15 protein-coding genes are annotated in these 19354 nt (G+C 33.2%); 9 read left to right on the top strand and 6 right to left on the bottom strand.

What is annotated here, in order from left to right:
• Nucleotides 1-650 precede the first annotated feature (650 nt).
• Nucleotides 651-1295, bottom strand: coding sequence for an endonuclease III domain-containing protein (locus ACQKCJ_RS02175; protein ID WP_271334688.1), 645 nt, complete (start codon nucleotides 1293-1295; stop codon nucleotides 651-653).
• A 48-nt stretch (nucleotides 1296-1343) separates the two neighbouring features.
• Nucleotides 1344-2210, bottom strand: a complete 867-nt coding sequence (locus ACQKCJ_RS02180; RefSeq protein WP_271334689.1) for an alpha/beta fold hydrolase — start codon at nucleotides 2208-2210, stop codon at nucleotides 1344-1346.
• Nucleotides 2211-2348: 138 nt separating this feature from the next.
• Here ACQKCJ_RS02180 and ACQKCJ_RS02185 point away from each other — a divergent pair, with 138 nt between their 5' ends.
• From ACQKCJ_RS02185 to ACQKCJ_RS02210, 6 genes are all read left to right on the top strand, one after another.
• On the top strand, nucleotides 2349-3776 hold the full coding sequence (locus tag ACQKCJ_RS02185) for a glycogen synthase (RefSeq protein WP_271334690.1): 1428 nt from the start codon (nucleotides 2349-2351) through the stop codon (nucleotides 3774-3776).
• On the top strand, nucleotides 3766-5046 hold the full coding sequence (locus tag ACQKCJ_RS02190) for a glucose-1-phosphate adenylyltransferase (RefSeq protein ID WP_271334691.1): 1281 nt from the start codon (nucleotides 3766-3768) through the stop codon (nucleotides 5044-5046). The genes ACQKCJ_RS02185 and ACQKCJ_RS02190 overlap by 11 nt, the downstream gene beginning before the upstream one ends.
• 36 nt (nucleotides 5047-5082) lie before the next feature.
• The gene (glgB, locus tag ACQKCJ_RS02195; RefSeq protein ID WP_271334692.1) at nucleotides 5083-6987 is read left to right on the top strand and encodes a 1,4-alpha-glucan branching protein GlgB; all 1905 of its coding nucleotides are present in this window, start codon (nucleotides 5083-5085) and stop codon (nucleotides 6985-6987) included.
• A 202-nt stretch (nucleotides 6988-7189) separates the two neighbouring features.
• Nucleotides 7190-9589, top strand: a complete 2400-nt coding sequence (locus ACQKCJ_RS02200) for a glycoside hydrolase family 31 protein (RefSeq protein ID WP_427401259.1) — start codon at nucleotides 7190-7192, stop codon at nucleotides 9587-9589.
• Between the two features lie 86 nt (nucleotides 9590-9675).
• The gene (locus tag ACQKCJ_RS02205) at nucleotides 9676-10488 is read left to right on the top strand and encodes a M48 family metallopeptidase (RefSeq protein WP_271334694.1); all 813 of its coding nucleotides are present in this window, start codon (nucleotides 9676-9678) and stop codon (nucleotides 10486-10488) included.
• A 163-nt stretch (nucleotides 10489-10651) separates the two neighbouring features.
• Complete coding sequence (locus ACQKCJ_RS02210) at nucleotides 10652-11971, top strand: MFS transporter (RefSeq protein WP_427401260.1); 1320 nt, start codon at nucleotides 10652-10654, stop codon at nucleotides 11969-11971.
• A gap of 88 nt (nucleotides 11972-12059) precedes the next feature.
• On the opposite strand, the gene ACQKCJ_RS02215 is transcribed toward ACQKCJ_RS02210, so the two are convergent.
• The 4 genes from ACQKCJ_RS02215 to ACQKCJ_RS02230 form a co-directional block, all read right to left on the bottom strand.
• Nucleotides 12060-12794 carry a head GIN domain-containing protein gene (locus ACQKCJ_RS02215; protein ID WP_427401261.1) on the bottom strand — a complete coding sequence of 245 codons (735 nt, stop codon included), beginning with the start codon at nucleotides 12792-12794 and terminating at the stop codon, nucleotides 12060-12062.
• 35 nt (nucleotides 12795-12829) lie between these two features.
• Nucleotides 12830-13891 (bottom strand): hypothetical protein, encoded by a 1062-nt coding sequence (locus tag ACQKCJ_RS02220; protein ID WP_271334697.1) that lies wholly within the window; start codon nucleotides 13889-13891, stop codon nucleotides 12830-12832.
• Nucleotides 13875-14417, bottom strand: a complete 543-nt coding sequence (locus ACQKCJ_RS02225) for an anti-sigma factor (protein ID WP_271334698.1) — start codon at nucleotides 14415-14417, stop codon at nucleotides 13875-13877. The genes ACQKCJ_RS02220 and ACQKCJ_RS02225 overlap by 17 nt, the downstream gene beginning before the upstream one ends.
• A gap of 84 nt (nucleotides 14418-14501) precedes the next feature.
• A complete protein-coding gene (locus ACQKCJ_RS02230) occupies nucleotides 14502-15056 on the bottom strand; it encodes an RNA polymerase sigma factor (RefSeq protein WP_271334699.1) in 555 nt (184 codons plus the stop codon).
• A 338-nt stretch (nucleotides 15057-15394) separates the two neighbouring features.
• Between ACQKCJ_RS02230 and ACQKCJ_RS02235 the strand changes: the two genes are divergently transcribed.
• The 3 genes from ACQKCJ_RS02235 to lon all read left to right on the top strand — a co-directional run bounded on the left by ACQKCJ_RS02235 (nucleotide 15395) and on the right by lon (nucleotide 18946).
• Nucleotides 15395-15769, top strand: coding sequence for a DUF6252 family protein (locus tag ACQKCJ_RS02235; protein WP_427401425.1), 375 nt, complete (start codon nucleotides 15395-15397; stop codon nucleotides 15767-15769).
• 132 nt (nucleotides 15770-15901) lie between these two features.
• Nucleotides 15902-16252, top strand: coding sequence for a hypothetical protein (locus ACQKCJ_RS02240; protein WP_427401262.1), 351 nt, complete (start codon nucleotides 15902-15904; stop codon nucleotides 16250-16252).
• Nucleotides 16253-16492: 240 nt separating this feature from the next.
• On the top strand, nucleotides 16493-18946 hold the full coding sequence (gene lon, locus ACQKCJ_RS02245; protein ID WP_427401263.1) for an endopeptidase La: 2454 nt from the start codon (nucleotides 16493-16495) through the stop codon (nucleotides 18944-18946).
• The last annotated feature ends 408 nt before the right edge of the window (nucleotides 18947-19354 follow it).

Here is a 19354-nt window from a genome sequence, read left to right on the forward strand (position 1 = left end):
TAACCGCAAAGTGCGCAAGGAAAGTTTGTAATTGTTAAGTTCGCAAAGCTGGATCCGATGATATTTTGTGACCAAATGCAATTGTGGAAAGTTGTTTTGTTTTAGATTTTTTCTGGAAATCAAGTGTGGTTTAACCGCAAAGTGCGCAAAGTAGTTTTAAATTCTTTGTAAATACAAAGTTCGCGAAGCTGGATGGGTAATGTTTTGGATTTTTCTGAAAATCAAGTTTGGTTTAACCGCAAAGCGCGCAAAGTAGTTTTAAATTCTTTGTAAATACAAAGTTCGCAAAGATGCATGGGTAATGTTTTGGATTTTTTCTGAAAATCAGGTATGGTTTAACCGCAAAGGACGCAAAGTAGTTTAAATTCTTTGTGAATGCAAAGCTCGCAAAGGCTAAACGTAAAAAAACTTTGAAATTTGGATTTTTAAAATTTGGAATTTCTTTTAAAAATAAATTTTGTAGTTAACCATAGATCGCGTTAGGGATGGCAGCGGTATCCTTTTGCGAAAAACCATACTTCTAAAAAAACAAAATATCTTAGGCAAAAGATTTAGCGAACAGCCCGACCCGGAGGGAAACGCCATAAAGATAATTATTACTTCAATAATTTATATCATTAAATATTATCCAACAGACTAAAAAACTAGGTTTAAATTACTTCTGTCAAATAGTAATGACATACATCTGTAAGCAAACATTCTTCGCATTTTGGTTTTGGTCGGCAAGTCTCTCTTCCTAAGAATGAAATTGCCATTCCAATCTCTGACCAAATTGATTTTGGCAATACCTGCATTAGATCTTTTTCGACCTTATTTCCGTCTTTGCTTTCTTTTATTATTCCAATTCGGGGAGCTACGCGAATTACGTGCAAATCTGCTATAATACCTTCGGCAGGTTTGTGAGTTTCTCTTAAGATAACATTTGCAGATTTTCGACCAATACCCTTTAACGCAGTCAATCCTTGCATTGTCAAGGGAATATCCTGATCATTTTTTATAGTTTTGGCAATTTCGAGAAGCCATTGTGCTTTTGTCGGATAATTTCGAATCTTGCTTATATATGGAATAAAAGTTTCTGAATCAGCTTCAGATAAACTTTTTAGTGTTGGAAATTTAGCAAATAAATCAGGCGCAATAGTATTAATATTTGCGTCAGAATCCTGAGCAGATAAAACTACCATAACTAATAGCTGGTAAGTATTTTTATATTCTAAGGGATGTTTTTTTCCTTTATATTTTTTTAAAATAGGTTTTAACTTAGTTTCCCAATCTGATGTTTCTCCAAATAAATTCATCGTAATGCAGTTTTTAGATTAAACAATAAAAGTATAACTATCACAAAATTAGGTACTTTTGATGAAATCAAGAATTTTTTTTATAACATTTTGATTGCCAAGGATTTTTCTGTGTCCTAAACCTTCAGTTAAGAATAAACTTCCATTTTTCAGATGTTTGTGAATGTGAATTCCTGCTTCTACAGGAACTTCCGGATCATCTTTATCGTGAATTACCAGAACAGGAATCTGAATTTTTTGTCCCGCCCGATAAGCTGAAAAATCATCCATTTTTACTTGGTATTTATCTTCAAAGAGAAAACGAAGACGCTCGCTAAATTTTTGTTTTAATCCAAGCTTCAAAATAAATTCATCTAAAATATCCTGCACAATATCTCCGCTTCCAATAACGATAGCTTTTTTTACTTTTAAACCATCTTTAATTGCGTTTAGAACAGACATTCCGCCAAGTGAATGCCCAATTGCAATTTCAAAGGGACCATATTGCTTTTCTATTTCCAGAATAGAATCAATAAATTCAGACATTATTGTTGTTGTTCCCTCAGATTTTCCATGAGCGGGCGCATCAAAACTTATAGTGGAGTAACCTTTTTGAACAAGTTCATCGGCTATTTTGAATAACTGTGTACCGCGACCGGACCAACCGTGAACTAACAAAATTTTCTGGTCACTTTTTCCATACTTATATGTAACGATACTTTTGTTAATTGCCGGAACGAAAATTCTATTCTTGATACTTTTGTCATCCATCTCAAACTCTCGTTTGGGAGTTTTATGTTTTATGGGAGTTGTAAAAAGCTTTGCCGCAAATTTTGTAGCCAGCTTTGGTGAGATAAAAGCGAGTAATTTACCGGAAAGTATAATAACCTGTGGAATTTTTAAGGATTGAGTAGGATTAGTAACCTTTTTTGCCATATTAATAATTTTTGTCTGAAGCCTTAATTATGCTTATTTTTTCCTAAATTTAGGAAACATAAAAGTAAGATATAAATGAATGCTTACTAAAAAAAATAATTTAGAAATTAGTTTTATTAATACGATTATAAATTCTACATGGAAATATTTCATATTAGCGCCGAGTGCTATCCTATGGCAAAAGTAGGTGGTTTGGCGGATGTTGTTGGGGCATTACCAAAATATCAAAAGAATGCAGGTCATCAGGTTCGGGTTGTTGTTCCGTGTTATAACACAAAGTTCAAAAATGAAAATGATTTTGATTGTGTTCATCAGGGAAGCATATCTCTGGGAGATTTTGATTTTCCGTTTAGAGTATTAAAGGAGACAACGGATAAGTTAGGTTATGAATTGTATCTGATAGAAATTAGTGAATTGTTTAATCGTGATAATATTTACGGCTATGACGACGATATAGAACGATTTTTATCATTTCAAATAGCTGCTTTAGATTGGATTTTGACGAGAAATACGGTACCTAATATTATTAATTGTCATGACCATCATACAGGATTAATTCCATTCCTGGTTAAATATGGTTATAAATATGAAAGTTTAAGGACTGTGAGAACAGTAATTACGATTCATAATGCTTTATACCAAGGTTGGTTCGGTTTTGATAAATTACGTTATTTACCAGAATTTGATTTAACTCATGTTGGATTCTTAGAGTGGAACAATTCCATTAACTCATTGGCAGTCGGAATTAAATGCGCACATGCTGTTACCACTGTTTCTCCCAGCTATCTGAATGAAATAAATATTTCTGCAAATGGATTAGAAACATTGTTTAGGTCGGTTAGGGAAAAATCAAAAGGAATTTTAAACGGAATCGATTTTGAAGTATGGAATCCGTCTAAAGATCAAATGATTGCTGAAAACTATGCGATTGAAACTTCTGAAACAGGAAAACAAAAAAACAAGGAAAAACTATGCGAGCAATTTGAATTAGATGCAACAAAACCACTGTTTAGTTTTATTGGCCGTTTATTTGAAGAAAAGGGAGGCGATTTATTGCCTCAGGCATCAGCATTGGCCTTATCTGAAAATTTCGAAAATATTAATATTCTGATTTTAGGATCGGGAAATTCAGCAATAGAAGAACAATTACTGCAGTTGCGAAATGATTATAATGGCAATTATAATGTTTTTATAGGTTATAATGAAGAATTAGCGCATTTGATTTATGCAGGTTCAGATTATATTTTAATGCCTTCAAGAGTAGAACCTTGTGGTTTAAACCAAATGTATGCTTTGCGTTATGGAACGATTCCAATTGTGAGAAGAACAGGAGGTTTGCGAGATACAGTAATTGATTTTGGCGATAACGGAAACGGAATATGTCATGATCAGGCTTCGGTTGGAGATATTTGTTATTCGGTCAATCGTGCTGTGAAATTATACAATGATAAAATAAGTTTTTATAAAATAAGAAAAATGGGAATGGAAATTGACCATTCCTGGGAGCGAGTTTGCCAAGAATATATCGAGATATACACCTTAATAATTGAGAAAAATGAAGTTTAAAAAGAAAAATGTAGTTGCCATTATTTTAGGAGGAGGACAAGGATCACGTTTGTATCCATTAACAGAAACCAGATCAAAACCGGCAGTTCCAATTGGAGGGAAATACCGATTGGTCGATATTCCTATTTCAAATTGTATCAATTCTGATATTTTCAAAATATTTGTTTTGACACAATTTAACTCGGCATCTTTAAATGCACATATTAAAAACACATTCAATTTTAGTATTTTCAGTCAGTCATTTGTTGACATTTTAGCAGCAGAACAAACCCCGGATAATCCAACGTGGTTTCAAGGAACTGCAGATGCTGTTCGACAATGTATGTCACATTTTTTAAAACACGATTTCGATCACGCTTTGATTCTTTCAGGTGACCAATTATATCAAATGGATTTTAACGAAATGCTGGAAGCGCATATTGCGGCAAATGCAGAAATTTCTATTGCAACTTTACCGGTAAATGCTAAAGACGCTCCGGAGTTTGGAATTCTAAAAACAAATCATGAGAATTGTGTCGAAGCTTTTATCGAAAAACCAGATGCGTCATTATTACCGCAATGGGAATCTGAGGTAAGCGAGCATATGGAAGAAAAAGGCAAAAAATACCTGGCTTCGATGGGAATCTATATTTTTAACAAGCCATTGCTTGAAGAATTAATGGCGAATCCGGATACAAAAGATTTTGGTAAGGAAATCATTCCGCAAGCTGTAGGTAAACATAAAATTTTGAGCTATCAATATGAAGGATATTGGACAGATATTGGGAATATTGAATCATTTTTTGAGGCTAATATTGGTTTAACTGCGGATATTCCTGAATTTAATTTGTTTGACAACGAGAATAAGATTTTTACCAGACCAAGATTATTACCTCCATCTAAATTTAGAAATTCTATCATAAATCAGTCATTAATCTCTGAAGGCTGTATAATTAACGCTAAGGAGATAAAAAGTTCTGTGATTGGTATTCGATCCAGAATTGGGGTAGGTACTGTATTGGAAAATTGTTACGTAATGGGGAACGATTTTTATCAGGACCTAGATGAGATGAATAATGAAAGTACTATTAATAAGATTCATGTAGGTATAGGTGAAAATTGTTTTATAAAGAACGCCCTGATCGACAAAAATGTGCGAATAGGAAACAATGTTCATATTAACGGCGGAAAACATTTAGACAATTTTACTAATGAATTGTACAGTATAAAAGATGGTATCGTAGTAATTAAAAAAGGGGTTGTACTCTCGGATAATTTTAGAATCGAATAAAACTATTAAAATTAATTATTGCCATAAAAACCAAATATGAGTAAAGTTGTCACGCATTCTTTGTTTACTGATTTTGATATTGATTTATTCAAAGCGGGAAAACACTTCAAATTATACGAAAAATTAGGAGCGCATTTAGTTGAAGTTAACGGAATAAAAGGCGTTTATTTTGCGGTTTGGGCTCCAACAGCTCAATCTGTTTCTGTTGTGGGGGATTTTAATTATTGGACCCAAGGCGAGCATTTGCTGCAGGTACGTTGGGATTCTTCCGGAATTTGGGAAGGTTTTATTCCTGATGTTGTAAAAGGTGCGGTGTATAAGTATAAAATTGAATCTAGCATTAATCGAATTGTCACTGAGAAAGCTGATCCTTTTTCTTTGTATTGTGAAAAACCACCTCATACGGCTTCTGTTGTATGGGATCTGGATTATAAATGGAAAGATGAAAAATGGATGCAATCGCGTCCGGAAATAAATGGTTTAGATAAACCTTATTCTGTTTATGAAGTACATTTGGGATCGTGGAAACGTGGTGACAATAACCGTTTTTTGACTTATCTTGAACTTGCTGATGATTTGGTAAACTACGTAAAAGAAACAGGTTTTACACACGTCGAATTTATGCCAATAATGGAGTATCCTTATGATCCGTCGTGGGGATATCAATTGACTGGATATTTTGCCCCCACGTCTCGTTTTGGGAAGCCACAGGATTTTATGGTTCTGGTTGATAAACTGCATCAGGCAGGAATTGGAGTGATTTTAGACTGGGTTCCGTCACATTTTCCAGATGACGCACACGGCTTAGGGTTCTTTGACGGATCGCATCTATACGAACATCCTGATCGCAAAAAAGGATATCATCCTGATTGGAAAAGTTTGGTTTTTAATTATGGACGTAATGAAGTTCGCGCATTTTTAATAAGTAATGCTGTTTTCTGGCTCCAACATTATCATGTTGATGGTTTACGCGTCGATGCCGTAGCTTCGATGTTATATCTTGATTATTCAAGAAATGAAGGAGAATGGGAACCCAATATTTACGGTGGTAGAGAAAATCTGGATACCATTAGTTTTCTTAAAGAATTTAATGAAGTTATCTACGCTAACTTCTATGGAGTTCAAACTATTGCTGAAGAAAGCACTTCGTTTCCTATGGTTTCAAGACCAACTTTTACAGGTGGTTTGGGCTTTGGAATGAAATGGATGATGGGATGGATGCACGATACATTAAAGTATTTTCAGAAAGAAACTGTTTATAGAAAATACCATCAGAATGATTTGACATTTTCGATGACGTACGCCTTTACTGAAAATTTTATGCTTCCGTTTTCTCATGACGAAGTTGTTTATGGAAAAAAATCACTAGCGAATAAAATGCCCGGCGACGAATGGCAAAAATTTGCTAATTTGAGATTATTATACGGTTATATGTTTACTCATCCAGGAACTAAATTATTATTTATGGGTTCTGAATTTGGGCAAAGCGATGAATGGAACTTTGAAAAAAGTTTAGACTGGCATTTACTGCAATACGATTACCATTCCGGAATAAAAAAGCTGATTACAGATCTCAATCAATTGTATAAATCTCGTCCTGCGCTGTATGAAAAACAATTTTCGGGAGAAGGTTTTGAATGGATTAATTATTCGGATCATCAAAATGCTGTTTTGTCTTATATCCGAAAAGGAAATAATCCGGAAGAAAACATAATTGTGGTTTGCAATTTTACCCAGGTAATTAGGGAAAATTACAGAATAGGAATACCTAAAAAAGGCAAGTTAAAAGAGATTTTTAACAGTGATGCTGTCATTTACGGCGGCAGCGGTGTTGGAAATGCCAAAACCTTAAAAACTGAAGCTATAGCTTATGATGGCAGGGATTATTCTGTCGAATTAATTTTACCTCCATTAAGTGTTACCGTTTATTCTTATTCGTAAAAAGATAAGGAGTTTTTTTACAGTACCAATTTGTTAGTTTTACGATTTAAAATTATCGAATTGTTTATTTTTTAAGTAATAATTAGAGACTCATTCAGAAAAAACGTTTTCGTGAATAAACCTTTTATTGATAGCCGTTTAAGAGGTTTTTTTGTATGTTTGAAAGAGAGACAGAGTCAGAATAATTAATTCATTTAGCGATATGATTACAAATACATCATTAGAATATAAAGGCGATTTATATCCCTCAAAAATTGTTTCGTTTGAACATGAAGGAGATTCTATATTTTTTAATACAGACAATAAAGTAATATTAAAAGTTACAATTCTAAGGGACAGTTTGATCCGTTTTCGTTTTACTACAAAAGGCTATTTCAGTAACGATTTTTCATATGCAATTGATAAATCGCAGTTACATGGTTATAATTTTTTAGAACTTACAGAAGAAGAAACTTATTTCCAGATCAGAACAAGTAAAGTAAAATGTAAAATTCAGAAAATCGATCTTCGTTTGTCTATTTATGATTTAAATGATCTTTTAATCCTGGAGGACGAACTTGGCTTTCATTGGGAAGAGAGCTATGAATACGGTGGAAATATCGTAAAAATGAGTAAATCTTCTAAAGACGGAGAATGTTTTTACGGATTAGGAGATAAAGCCACGCAAATGAATTTAAAAGGCAAAAGACTTGAAAATTTTGCCACAGATCAATATGCTTATCAAAAAGAACAAGATCCTTTATATAAAGTAGTTCCTTTTTATATAGGACTGCAAAACAAACAATCTTACGGTATTTTCTTCGACAATACCTTTAGAACTTTTTTTGATTTTTGTCAGGAAAGAAGAAATGTTACCAGCTTTTGGGCAGAAGGTGGCGAAATGAATTATTATTTTGTTTACGGTCCTCAAATGCAAGATGTTGTTACGACATACACAGACTTAACGGGTAAGCCTGAATTACCGCCACTTTGGGTTTTGGGATATCATCAATGCAAATGGAGTTATTATCCTGAAAGTAAAGTAAAAGAAATTACGTCAAAATTTAGAGAATTAAAAATTCCTTGCGATGCCATTTATCTGGATATTGATTATATGGAAGGGTTTCGATGTTTTACATGGAATAAAGATTATTTTCCTGATCCAAAACGAATGGTGGCTGAATTAGCGGAAGATGGTTTTAAAACTGTCGTAATTATCGATCCGGGAATCAAAATAGATAAGGATTACTGGGTTTATCAGGAAGCTTTAGAAAAAGATTATTTCTGTAAAAGAGCCGATGGACCTTATATGAAAGGAAAAGTATGGCCGGGAGAATGTAATTTTCCAGATTATACAAATCCCGTAGTTAGAGAATGGTGGGCGGGATTATTTAAAGAATTAATTTCAGATATTGGTGTAAAAGGAGTTTGGAACGATATGAATGAGCCTGCAGTTATGGAGGTGCCAAATAAAACATTTCCAATGGATGTTCGCCACGATTACGACGGAAATCCTTGTAGCCATAGAAAAGCACATAATATTTATGGTACACAAATGGCAAGAGCGACCTATCATGGCGTGAAGCGCTTTGCATATCCTAAACGTCCTTTTGTAATAACGAGATCTGCATATTCAGGAGCACAACGTTATACTTCGTCGTGGACAGGAGATAATGTCGCAACCTGGGAACATTTGTGGCTTGCTAATATTCAGGTACAAAGAATGTGTATTTCCGGAATGGGATTTACAGGTTCAGATATTGGAGGTTTTGCTGAGCAGCCAACCGGAGAATTATACGCACGATGGATTCAGTTAGGAGTATTTCATCCTTTTTGCAGAACACATTCATCCGGGGACCATGGCAATCAGGAACCTTGGGCTTTTGATGAAGAAGTGATTAATATTACCAGAAAGTTCGTTAGTCTTCGCTATCAATTATTGCCTTATTTGTATACCATGTTCTGGCAATATATTGAAGAAGGAATTCCAATGTTGAAACCATTGGTATATTATGATCAGGACGATACGCAAACGCATTATCGTAACGATGAATTCATTTTTGGAAATCAAATATTAGTATGCCCAATTCTTGAACCTAATGCTGTAGGTAGACGTATGTATATCCCAAGAGGTGAATGGTATAACTATTGGACAAATGAGTTTTCTACAGGAGGAAGAGAAGTATGGGTAGATACAAAATTTGACGAAATTCCACTATTTGTAAAAGCAGGTGCAATAATACCAAAATATCCTGTTCAGCAATATGTTGGCGAATTTGAATTTGATGAATTAACACTTGATTTATACTTTAAAAACGGTAAAGAAAAATCAGTAGTTTATGAAGATGCCCAAGATGGTTACGACTATAAAAAAGGTAGATACAGCTTCTTGTCTTTTCGAACTATTGGTAAAGAAAAAGAACTTATAATTCAACTTCATAAAGAAGGAAAATACGATACACCTTACTCAAAATATAAAATCAATTTAATTGGATTGCCATTTAAAGTAACAGAAATTGAAATCGACAATGAAAAGGTTGCATTTGACGCCATCGCTTTTGAAGAGAATCATTTCTTACTGGTTGATAAAGAGTTCAATGAACTTCATATTATTGGAGAGTAAGTAAATTTTGGTATTTTCCTGATTAATTATGTAAATCATAAAGTAATAATAATTGTATTTTTGTGTGTTTTAAAAATATATCGATCATGAAAAAACAATTAATATTGGGGATTTTTACAGCTGTTTTGATAGTTGGTTGCGCTACAAATCCTGTTACAGGAAAGAAAAACCTAAATTTCGTTTCAAACAGTGAATTGTTTCCGTCCTCTTTTCAACAGTATAATACTTTTATAACAGAAAATAAAGTTATAACAGGTACTGCAGATGCAAAAAGAGTAGAAGCAGTTGGAATGAGAATTAAAGCTGCTGCAGAAAAATACCTGACATTTTTAGGACAGTCGCAATACTTAAAAGATTATCGATGGGAGTATAAATTAGTTGACAGTAAAGAAGTGAATGCCTGGTGTATGCCTGGTGGAAAAATTGTTGTGTATTCAGGAATTTTACCTATTACTCAAAATGATGCAGGTTTAGCCACAGTTATGGGTCACGAAGTTTCGCACGCATTAGCCAACCACGGAGCACAAAGAATGAGTGCCGCACAATTGCAACAAATTGGCAGCGCCGCATTAGATGCTGCAACAAGCACAAAATCTGAGGTAACCAGACAAATATTTGCTCAAGCTTACGGTGTTGGTTCTGAAGTAGGAGTGATGCTTCCGTTTAGCAGAAGTAATGAAACTGAAGCTGATAAAATAGGATTAACCTTAATGGCAATTGCAGGATATAATCCGGATGATGCAATTGCATTCTGGACTAGAATGTCTGCTAAATCTGGGGCTGGAGGTACACCTGAATTCATGAGTACACACCCCTCTGACGCAACAAGAATTGCAAATATAAGATCGCTAATTCCGGAAGCAAAAGCAACAGCACTAAAAGTAGGAGTTATAAAATAAAAAATATTACATTATTCAATACAAGTTATTAAAGCTATTCTTTTAAGAGTAGCTTTTTTTTTGTAAAAATTGTTTATAATTTATTAATGTACGATTTATCAAAATTCTACCTGATTATAATAAAAATTGGATAAATTCGTAGCCTGTTAACAAAACCATGTCTATGAAAAACTTACAAAAAGGAGATAAAAAACTGCTAAACGCCTGGGCCTTTTATGATTGGGCAAATTCAGTTTATACCCTTACAATTGCATCTGCAGTATTTCCTATTTTTTACGAAGCCTTATTTGCGAAGCGCGATCATTATATTGATGTTTTTGGCATGCATTTGAAAAACTCGGCTTTGATCAGTTTTATTACAGCGATGGCATTTTTGTTTGTTTCTTTTATGTCCCCATTATTATCAGGAGTTGCTGATTATGTAGGAAATAAAAAATCTTTCATGAAGTTTTTCTGCTATCTGGGAGCTACATCTTGTATCGGATTATATTGGTTTGACCTTGATAATATTTATATCGGATTGGCTTTTTATTTTTTAGGATTAATTGGTTTTTGGGGAAGTTTGGTTTTTTACAATTCTTACTTACCGGACATCGCTTTTGAAGAGCAACAAGATAGTATTAGCGCTAAAGGATATTCGTTAGGATATATTGGAAGTGTAATTTTATTGATCATCAACCTGGCAATGATTATGAAACCAAAGCTTTTTGGAATTACGGGATCAGACGGGGAAGCAGCAATGAAAGCAATGCGTTATTCGTTTGTAATGGTTGGTGTCTGGTGGATCGTATTCAGTCAGTATACTTATTATTACTTGCCGAATGGAAGAAAAAATAATAATGAAAAATTAACAAGATCAACTATCTTTAATGGCTTTAATGAATTAAAGAAGGTTTGGGCATTATTAAAACAAAACATTCCGCTAAAACGTTATTTGGGAGGTTTTTTTGTTTCAAGTATGGCAGTACAGACTGTATTATTGGTAGCCACCTATTTTGGAGCCCAGGAAATTCAATGGGAGTCTAAAGAAGAATCTACAATTGGTTTGATTGTTAGTATTTTACTGATACAAATAATAGCTGTTGCCGGAGCAATATTAACCTCAAAAGGCTCGGCTAAATTTGGAAATATTCCAACCCTGATCGTGATTAACGCTATTTGGGTAGTATTTTGTGTGATTGTTTATTTTATTTATTTGCCAATCCACTTTTATATTGCCGCAACTATTGCAGGATTTGTAATGGGGGGAATTCAGGCACTGTCGCGTTCTACATATTCAAAGTTATTACCTGAAACAGAAGATACAGCTTCCTTTTTTAGTTTTTATGATGTTGCTGAAAAAATAGGAATCGTAATAGGAATGTGTGTTTACGGAATTATAGATCAAATTACAGGAAGTTCCCGTTCTGCGATTGTTATTTTGGGAATATTCTTTGTCACAGCCATTTTTCTATTGAGAAGAATACCAAAAAAGGCACTTTAAATTAATTAAAGTGCCTTTCGGGGATTTAAGTTGTCATGAAACACGACAAAGCTGTATAGTTTGATTGATGATGTTTTTTTTTAGATAATTATACTTTTGAGATATTTCCTGAGCCCGAAACTTTTACATCACGTTTTTCAGGATTCCCTGTGTATTTAATATTTCCTGAACCAGAAACTCGTGCAGTTAAACTTTCCTTGCAGTTAATTTTGCTGTTTCCAGACCCTGAAACGTTTACATCAACAATTTTTGATTGCAAATCGGTAGTGTCAATATCGCCAGATCCTGAAAGTTTTGTAGTAAAACTGTCTGCATTTCCTTTTAATTGTACATTTCCTGAACCGCTTAGATTTAATTCTAAAGTATTGGAATCAACAGCAAGATAAAAATTTCCTGAACCGGATAATTTAGCAAGAAGCTTATCATTTTTAATAACATCTTTTGACTGAACGTTTCCTGAACCAGATAAAGTCACTTCAGATATTTTTTCAAATGGTATAGTTACCTGGATCTTTTTACCCATGCTAGGCCTGATATTTATGCCTTTTTCGGTGTAAATTTTCAATACATCTCCTTCAACTTCAACTTTTATGGCTGATATTAAGTTCTCTTCCCCTTTAATGATGATCTTTCCTTCTTTTCCTGCTACTAGATCTACATCAAAAGAGCCCGATATTTTTATAGCATCATAATCAGCTGTTGTTCTTGTCTCAGTAACGATGTTACCATTTCCTTTCTTTTTATCGTTAGATAACCATTGTGCATTTGCAATAAAAGTTATTAAAAACGCTCCACACACTAATAATTGAATTGATTTTTTCATTTTTTTGATTTTTATTTTTTGACTGATTTTCGAAACTATTGCCTTTTGGTTAATATTACATTACCATAATTAGAATTTACAATGACTTTATTTTGCCCTTTTTTCTTATTGTACCCACTTAATCTTTTTGCATTATTTTTAATTTCACTAACGAAAACTTCTAAAGAACTATCACTTTTTATGCTGCCGTACTTTGTATTTATATCAAAATCAAAAGCAAAGTTTGCATTGTATCCCAGCGATACGTTTGTATATCCTGTATTGATATTTACATTTTTTGATTTCTCATTAAGCGATTCTACATTTATCTTAGAATAAGTTGCATCGATATTCAGGTTGCTCGAAATCTCTGCAATAGATATTGTTACATAATTACTGCTGCCAACGAGTGAATTTATTTTTTGAAATTTAAAACTGCCGTAATTCCCTTTGAATTTAATGTTTTGCCCCTCCATTATTGAGACGTCAGTATAATTTGCATCGACATTTAAATTTCCGGATTCATTTATTTTTATTCCTGAATAACGTGCTTCAATGTTTCCGTTTTTAATGTAATCAATACTCGAGTTTTGGCTGTATCCAATTTCGATTCTATTGCTGTCGCCATTAAGTTTGCCAAGTATGATCTTACCATATTTACAAGAAATATCCGCAGTAGATTCTAAATTGAGAGTTGTAATGTTCCCGTATTTATTATTAAGTTTTACAGTTCCGTTTTTAGGAATTTTAATTACATAATTAATTTCAAAACTGTTGCTGCTTCCTCGGCTTTTTAAGGAGGAATTACCAAGATTTGTTACCGCAGAAACTAAATGTTTAAGAGCAGTAATATCAACATCAATACTATTTAACCGTTCATTGACCCAATTTTCATTTCCTCCCGAAACTTTTATTGTAATGTCAACATCGATTTTGTCTTCATCCCATGTACTTACTGTGATGTTCCCATATTTATTATCGATGTCTATTCCTGCATTGGAATTGACGATATAGGTTTTTTTGATGTTTTTTTGTTTAGAAATAAAGCTGTCATCATTTGAAAATCCTAATAAAGGAATCAAAAGAAATAAGATTAGTATGCTATAATGTTTTTTCATGTGTTGTAGTATTTTTAAATTTTTCATTTTCTTCAATTCTCTGTAATACCGTTTGTAAAAAAGATATTCGGGTTTGAAGGTTGCTAATCATAGCGTAAATAATCTGTTTGTTTTCGCCATTTTTCTGAACTTCTTTTATAATTTTTGTATAATCAGCATCAAAAACTTTCATTTGCTTTAACGCGTCATTTATAATTTGTTCATTTTCCGGCGAACTTTTTTCTTTTAATTTAACCAACTCATTATCAATTAAAATACTGAAGATCGAATCTGTTCTTTGCGTTTCTTTCGATGCGAATTTAAATTCCTTTGGTTTTTCATTATTGTTATAGAACAAAGAGATCCCAAGCAATACTACAATCGACGCAGCTATTGCCCAAACGGCATTATTTTTTTTCTTAGGTTGTTTCTTTTTGTTTAATTTGTGTAAGAAATCAACCTGATGGTCAGCATTCATTCTTTTAACATCCCATTGATTCTCGAATTTTTCAAATAATTGATCTAAATCGTCATTTTCCTTTTTCATATATCTAAAATTTATTTTTTAATGGTGAATCTGCTATCGCTTTTTTAATCATTTGTGCGCACAAACTTTTTGTTTTCAGCAATCTCATATCTCCTCTAATTTTTTTCGCAAACTTTCTTTCGCCCTGCTCAATGTAGTCCGGCAATTGGCATAGGAAATATTTAAAATTTCGCAAATCTCCTCCTGATCATAACCTTCAATGTAAAAGAGCGTTAACACCATCCTGTAATTGTCTTTTAAACTTAAAATTGAATCCAAGACCTGTTTCACTTTAAGTGAATTCAAATCTATATTTTCAGAAAAGAAGCTGTCGTTTTCTTCTATTTTATATAATGTTTTACTTAGGTCTTCGACCTGAAACGCATTATTTTTTTTATAAAAGTCAATACTATAATTGACAATTATTTTTTTTAACCATGCTCCAAAAGCTACTTCTTGTCTGTAATCATTAATTTTTGTAAAAGCCTTAAGAAAACCTTCTTGCATGACGTCTTGTGCAAAATGTTCATCTTTTACAATACGGTAGGCCACATTATACATGGCTTTACTGTAACGATTGTAAACTTCGAATTGTGCCTTTTGATTGTTTTCTTTACAAAGCGCGATTAATTCTTCGATATTTTGGTTAGTTATATTCAAGTAATGATTGCTAGTTTTTAATAATGACTTTGCTTTTTTTGATTTGTTACACTTTGGATAAAAATAAATGTATTTTTTTTGATAATAGCTTTAATAATTTAGATATGATAAAATTTACAGTTGCAAATCATACTTATTGTAAGATTTTTTACTTAGTTTTGAGCGGTATAATATTTTAACCTTACAATAAATTATTTATGAAAAAAAAATAAATTTTATTCCTTTTACTTTTTGTTTTAGGAATCTCTTTTAATTCTTGTACCAAAGACTTTGAGGATGGGTTAAATTATAATAACGGGAACGGAAATGGTAACGGAAACCCTTCAATTAATACAGGAATCTTTACTGCAACAGTGGGAGGACATGCTTTTGTGGGAGATCAGGTACAAGCTATTGTAACTGATGATTATGTGGCAATTGAGGGTATTAGATCTTCTAAAGGCGATTTAATTCAAATAATTCTGCCAAGTAATAAAGTAGGAACATATACATGGAAAAACAGTAACGAAGATGCTGAAAATTTTATATTGGCTTATGCTTTAGAAATTGGAGGAGATGCATTTGCAAGTATATCAGAGGAGGACGCGGCACTTTTTGAAATTCAGGGATATACAGATACAGCAATAGTTAAAATTACAGATGTAGACAAAGACAAAAAAACTATTTCAGGCACCTTTCAGTTTACAGGATTTAGAGAGTTGAGCAATAAATAGGGCAGAAACAAAAGTAATTACTAATGGTTCATTTACGAATATATTTTACACACAAATTTACCAATTGAAGAACCTGATCATTTTCTTACCGCAAAAATAGACGGAGTTGAGTTTATTGAAGACAAAATTGATGTGGCCAGCATAAGTTCCCTGGGAGCTTATCCTTATTACAGTATTGTAGGGAAAAAGAAAGGCGACAATGCAGACAGTATAGGTGTTAGTATAGATCAATCATACTCAGTTGGAACTTATCCAGCTTCTAGTGTTTTACTAAATGGCGGAGAGAATACTGTACATGTTGCGAGTGCTTATTGCAGGATAAACGGTACTCTGTATAATTTAGAATCAGGTTCGGTTACTATTACTTCGAAATCTGCAACACGCATGAAAGGCAGTTATAGTTTTGTTGTTAGTGATTTTGATAAAATTAATAAAAAGTCAATCACAGGATCCTTTGACATTAGTCTAGTAGACCTGAATTAGTAACTATGCAAAAAAGAATCCACCTTTGGGTGGATTTTTTTTTGGTAAAACAATTTGATTTTACTAGATTGGCTCGCTAAATAGATAATATATTGTCCATTTTGGCACAGTGATTGTCTCTTTTAAAGATCTATCTTGTAAATGAGACGCTTAGTATGTTTTTATTACATATTAATGAATCTAAGACTACATTTGAAGTTAGGATTAAAAATTTAATGACAAAACGACTTATATACTATTATGTCAGACCATAAAATACTTACTATTGACAATCTGTCACTTCAGGAATTTGATTCAGAAGCAGAATTGATTCCATTATTAACTCCAGAAGACGAAGAGGAAATGAACAATGAAGAGCTTCCGCTTTCGTTACCTATTTTACCATTACGTAATACTGTTTTATTTCCGGGAGTTGTAATTCCAATTTCTGCGGGAAGAGATAAATCGATTAAATTAATAAACGATGCAAACGCAGGCGGTAAAATAATTGGAGTTGTTTCTCAAATTAATGAAGAAGATGAAGATCCGTCAAAAGATGATATTCATAAAATAGGTACTGTAGCAAGAATTCTGCGTGTTTTAAAAATGCCTGACGGAAATGTTACCGTTATTCTACAAGGAAAAAAACGTTTTGAAATAGATGAGATCGTTTCAGAGGATCCTTATATTACTGCAACTATCAAAGAAGTTTCAGAAGAACGTCCGGAAGAGAATGATACTGAATTTACAGCTATTTTAGATTCAGTAAAAGAATTGGCGATTCAAATTATAAAAGAAAGCCCAAACATTCCATCAGAAGCAACTTTTGCTATTAAAAACATTGAAAGCCAATCGTTTTTGATCAATTTTGTTTCTTCAAACATGAATTTATCCGTAAAAGAGAAGCAAGGTTTGTTATCGATAAACGGATTAAAAGAAAGGGCGCTTGAGACTTTACGTTATATGAACGTGGAGTTGCAAAAATTAGAATTGAAAAATGACATCCAGTCAAAAGTTCGTTTTGATTTAGATCAGCAGCAACGTGAATATTTCCTTCATCAGCAAATGAAAACCATTCAGGAAGAATTGGGAGGCGTTTCGCAAGAGGAAGAAATGGACGAAATGGGTCTGAAGGCAAAAACTAAAAAATGGGATGAAAAAACGCAAAAGCATTTCGAAAAAGAATTGTCTAAAATGCGTAGAATGAATCCGCAATCGCCTGATTTCGGAATTCAGCGTAATTATTTAGAATTGTTTTTAGAGTTGCCATGGGGCGAATATTCTAAAGATAAATTCGATTTAAAATACGCTCAGAAAATATTAGATAAAGATCATTTTGGACTTGAAGAAGTTAAGAAAAGAATGATCGAACATTTGGCCGTATTGAAACTTCGTAACGATATGAAATCGCCAATTATATGTTTGACAGGACCTCCGGGAGTTGGTAAAACTTCGATTGGCCGTTCAGTGGCCGAAGCTTTAGGTCGTGAATATGTGCGTATTTCGTTGGGTGGTTTACGTGACGAAGCTGAAATTCGCGGACACAGAAAGACTTATATTGGTGCAATGCCGGGTAGAATTATCCAGAGTTTGAAAAAAGCGGGAACATCAAATCCTGTATTTATTTTAGATGAAATAGATAAACTTTCCAGCGGTAATAGCGGAGATCCTTCTTCTGCTTTGTTAGAAGTGTTGGATCCGGAACAAAACAATGCTTTCTATGATAATTTCCTTGAAATGGGATACGACTTGTCTAAAGTTATGTTTATCGCTACCTCAAATAATATGAGCTCAATTCAGCCCGCTTTGCGTGACAGAATGGAAGTGATTAAAATGTCAGGTTATACAATTGAAGAAAAAGTAGAAATTGCTAAAAGGCATCTCTTTCCGAAACAATTAGAAGCTCACGGATTAACAACTAAGGAGTTGACAATTGGTAAAAAACAATTAGAGAAAATCGTAGAAGGATATACACGTGAATCTGGTGTACGTAACCTGGAAACTAAAATTGCTCAGGTTATTCGTAATGCAGCAAAATCAGTTGCAATGGACGAGGAGTACAATAAAAAAGTGACTGACGAAGATATTCTTAAGGTTTTAGGCGTGCCAAGATTAGAACGTGATAAATACGAAAACAATGATGTTGCCGGAGTTGTTACAGGTTTGGCCTGGACAAGTGTTGGTGGTGATATTTTGTTTATTGAATCATTGATCTCTGAAGGAAAAGGTTCTTTGACGATTACCGGAAATCTGGGTAATGTAATGAAAGAATCTGCCACGATTGCTTTAGAATACATTAAAGCCAATGCTAAAAAATTAGGATTAAGTGTAGAGCTGTTCCAAAAATATAATATCCATTTACACGTTCCGGAAGGTGCAACACCAAAAGACGGACCAAGCGCGGGTATTGCCATGCTGACTTCTTTGGTTTCGTTGCTAACACAAAAGAAAGTAAAGAAAAGCTTAGCTATGACCGGCGAAATAACTCTTCGAGGAAAAGTTTTACCAGTAGGAGGGATCAAAGAAAAAATCTTAGCAGCAAAAAGAGCTAATATTAAAGAGATCATTTTATGTCACGAGAACAAAAGCGACATCGATGAAATTAAAGCAGAATATTTAGAAGGCTTAACTTTTCATTATGTAAAAGAAATGAGTGAAGTTTTAGCTTTAGCAATAACAGATCAGAATGTTAAAAACGCGAAGCAGTTAAAATAGTTTCAGTTAAAATCATAAACTTAAAAATCCAAATTCCAGGACTAATTGTTCAATGGGATTTGGATTTTTTTTTTTATTATTTTCTGAAGTTATATAATTTTATATTTATAATTGCGTTATTTCCATATGTAAAACATCCTAAAAAACGATTTGTTACGTTAAACTAGCGGTGTATAAGAGGGGAAATACAATAAATTATGATAAAGATTTCAATTAATTGCTATTTAAACATAGAATCTAAATTCTGAGGTGGTATTATAGAATAATTGCTTGTGTAACGGTTTCTCACGCTTGCAAGTCGCCTTATAAAGAGTGAGATTAGAGGTAGTGTATTCAGCATTAGAAAGTTATAATTGTATTGGCAAAGTAATTGATTTGTGGTTTTTATATAAAATTAAAAAAAAATTA

Source organism: Flavobacterium sp. NPDC079362, from assembly GCF_050267765.1.
In the GTDB taxonomy this organism is placed as follows: domain Bacteria; phylum Bacteroidota; class Bacteroidia; order Flavobacteriales; family Flavobacteriaceae; genus Flavobacterium; species Flavobacterium azizsancarii.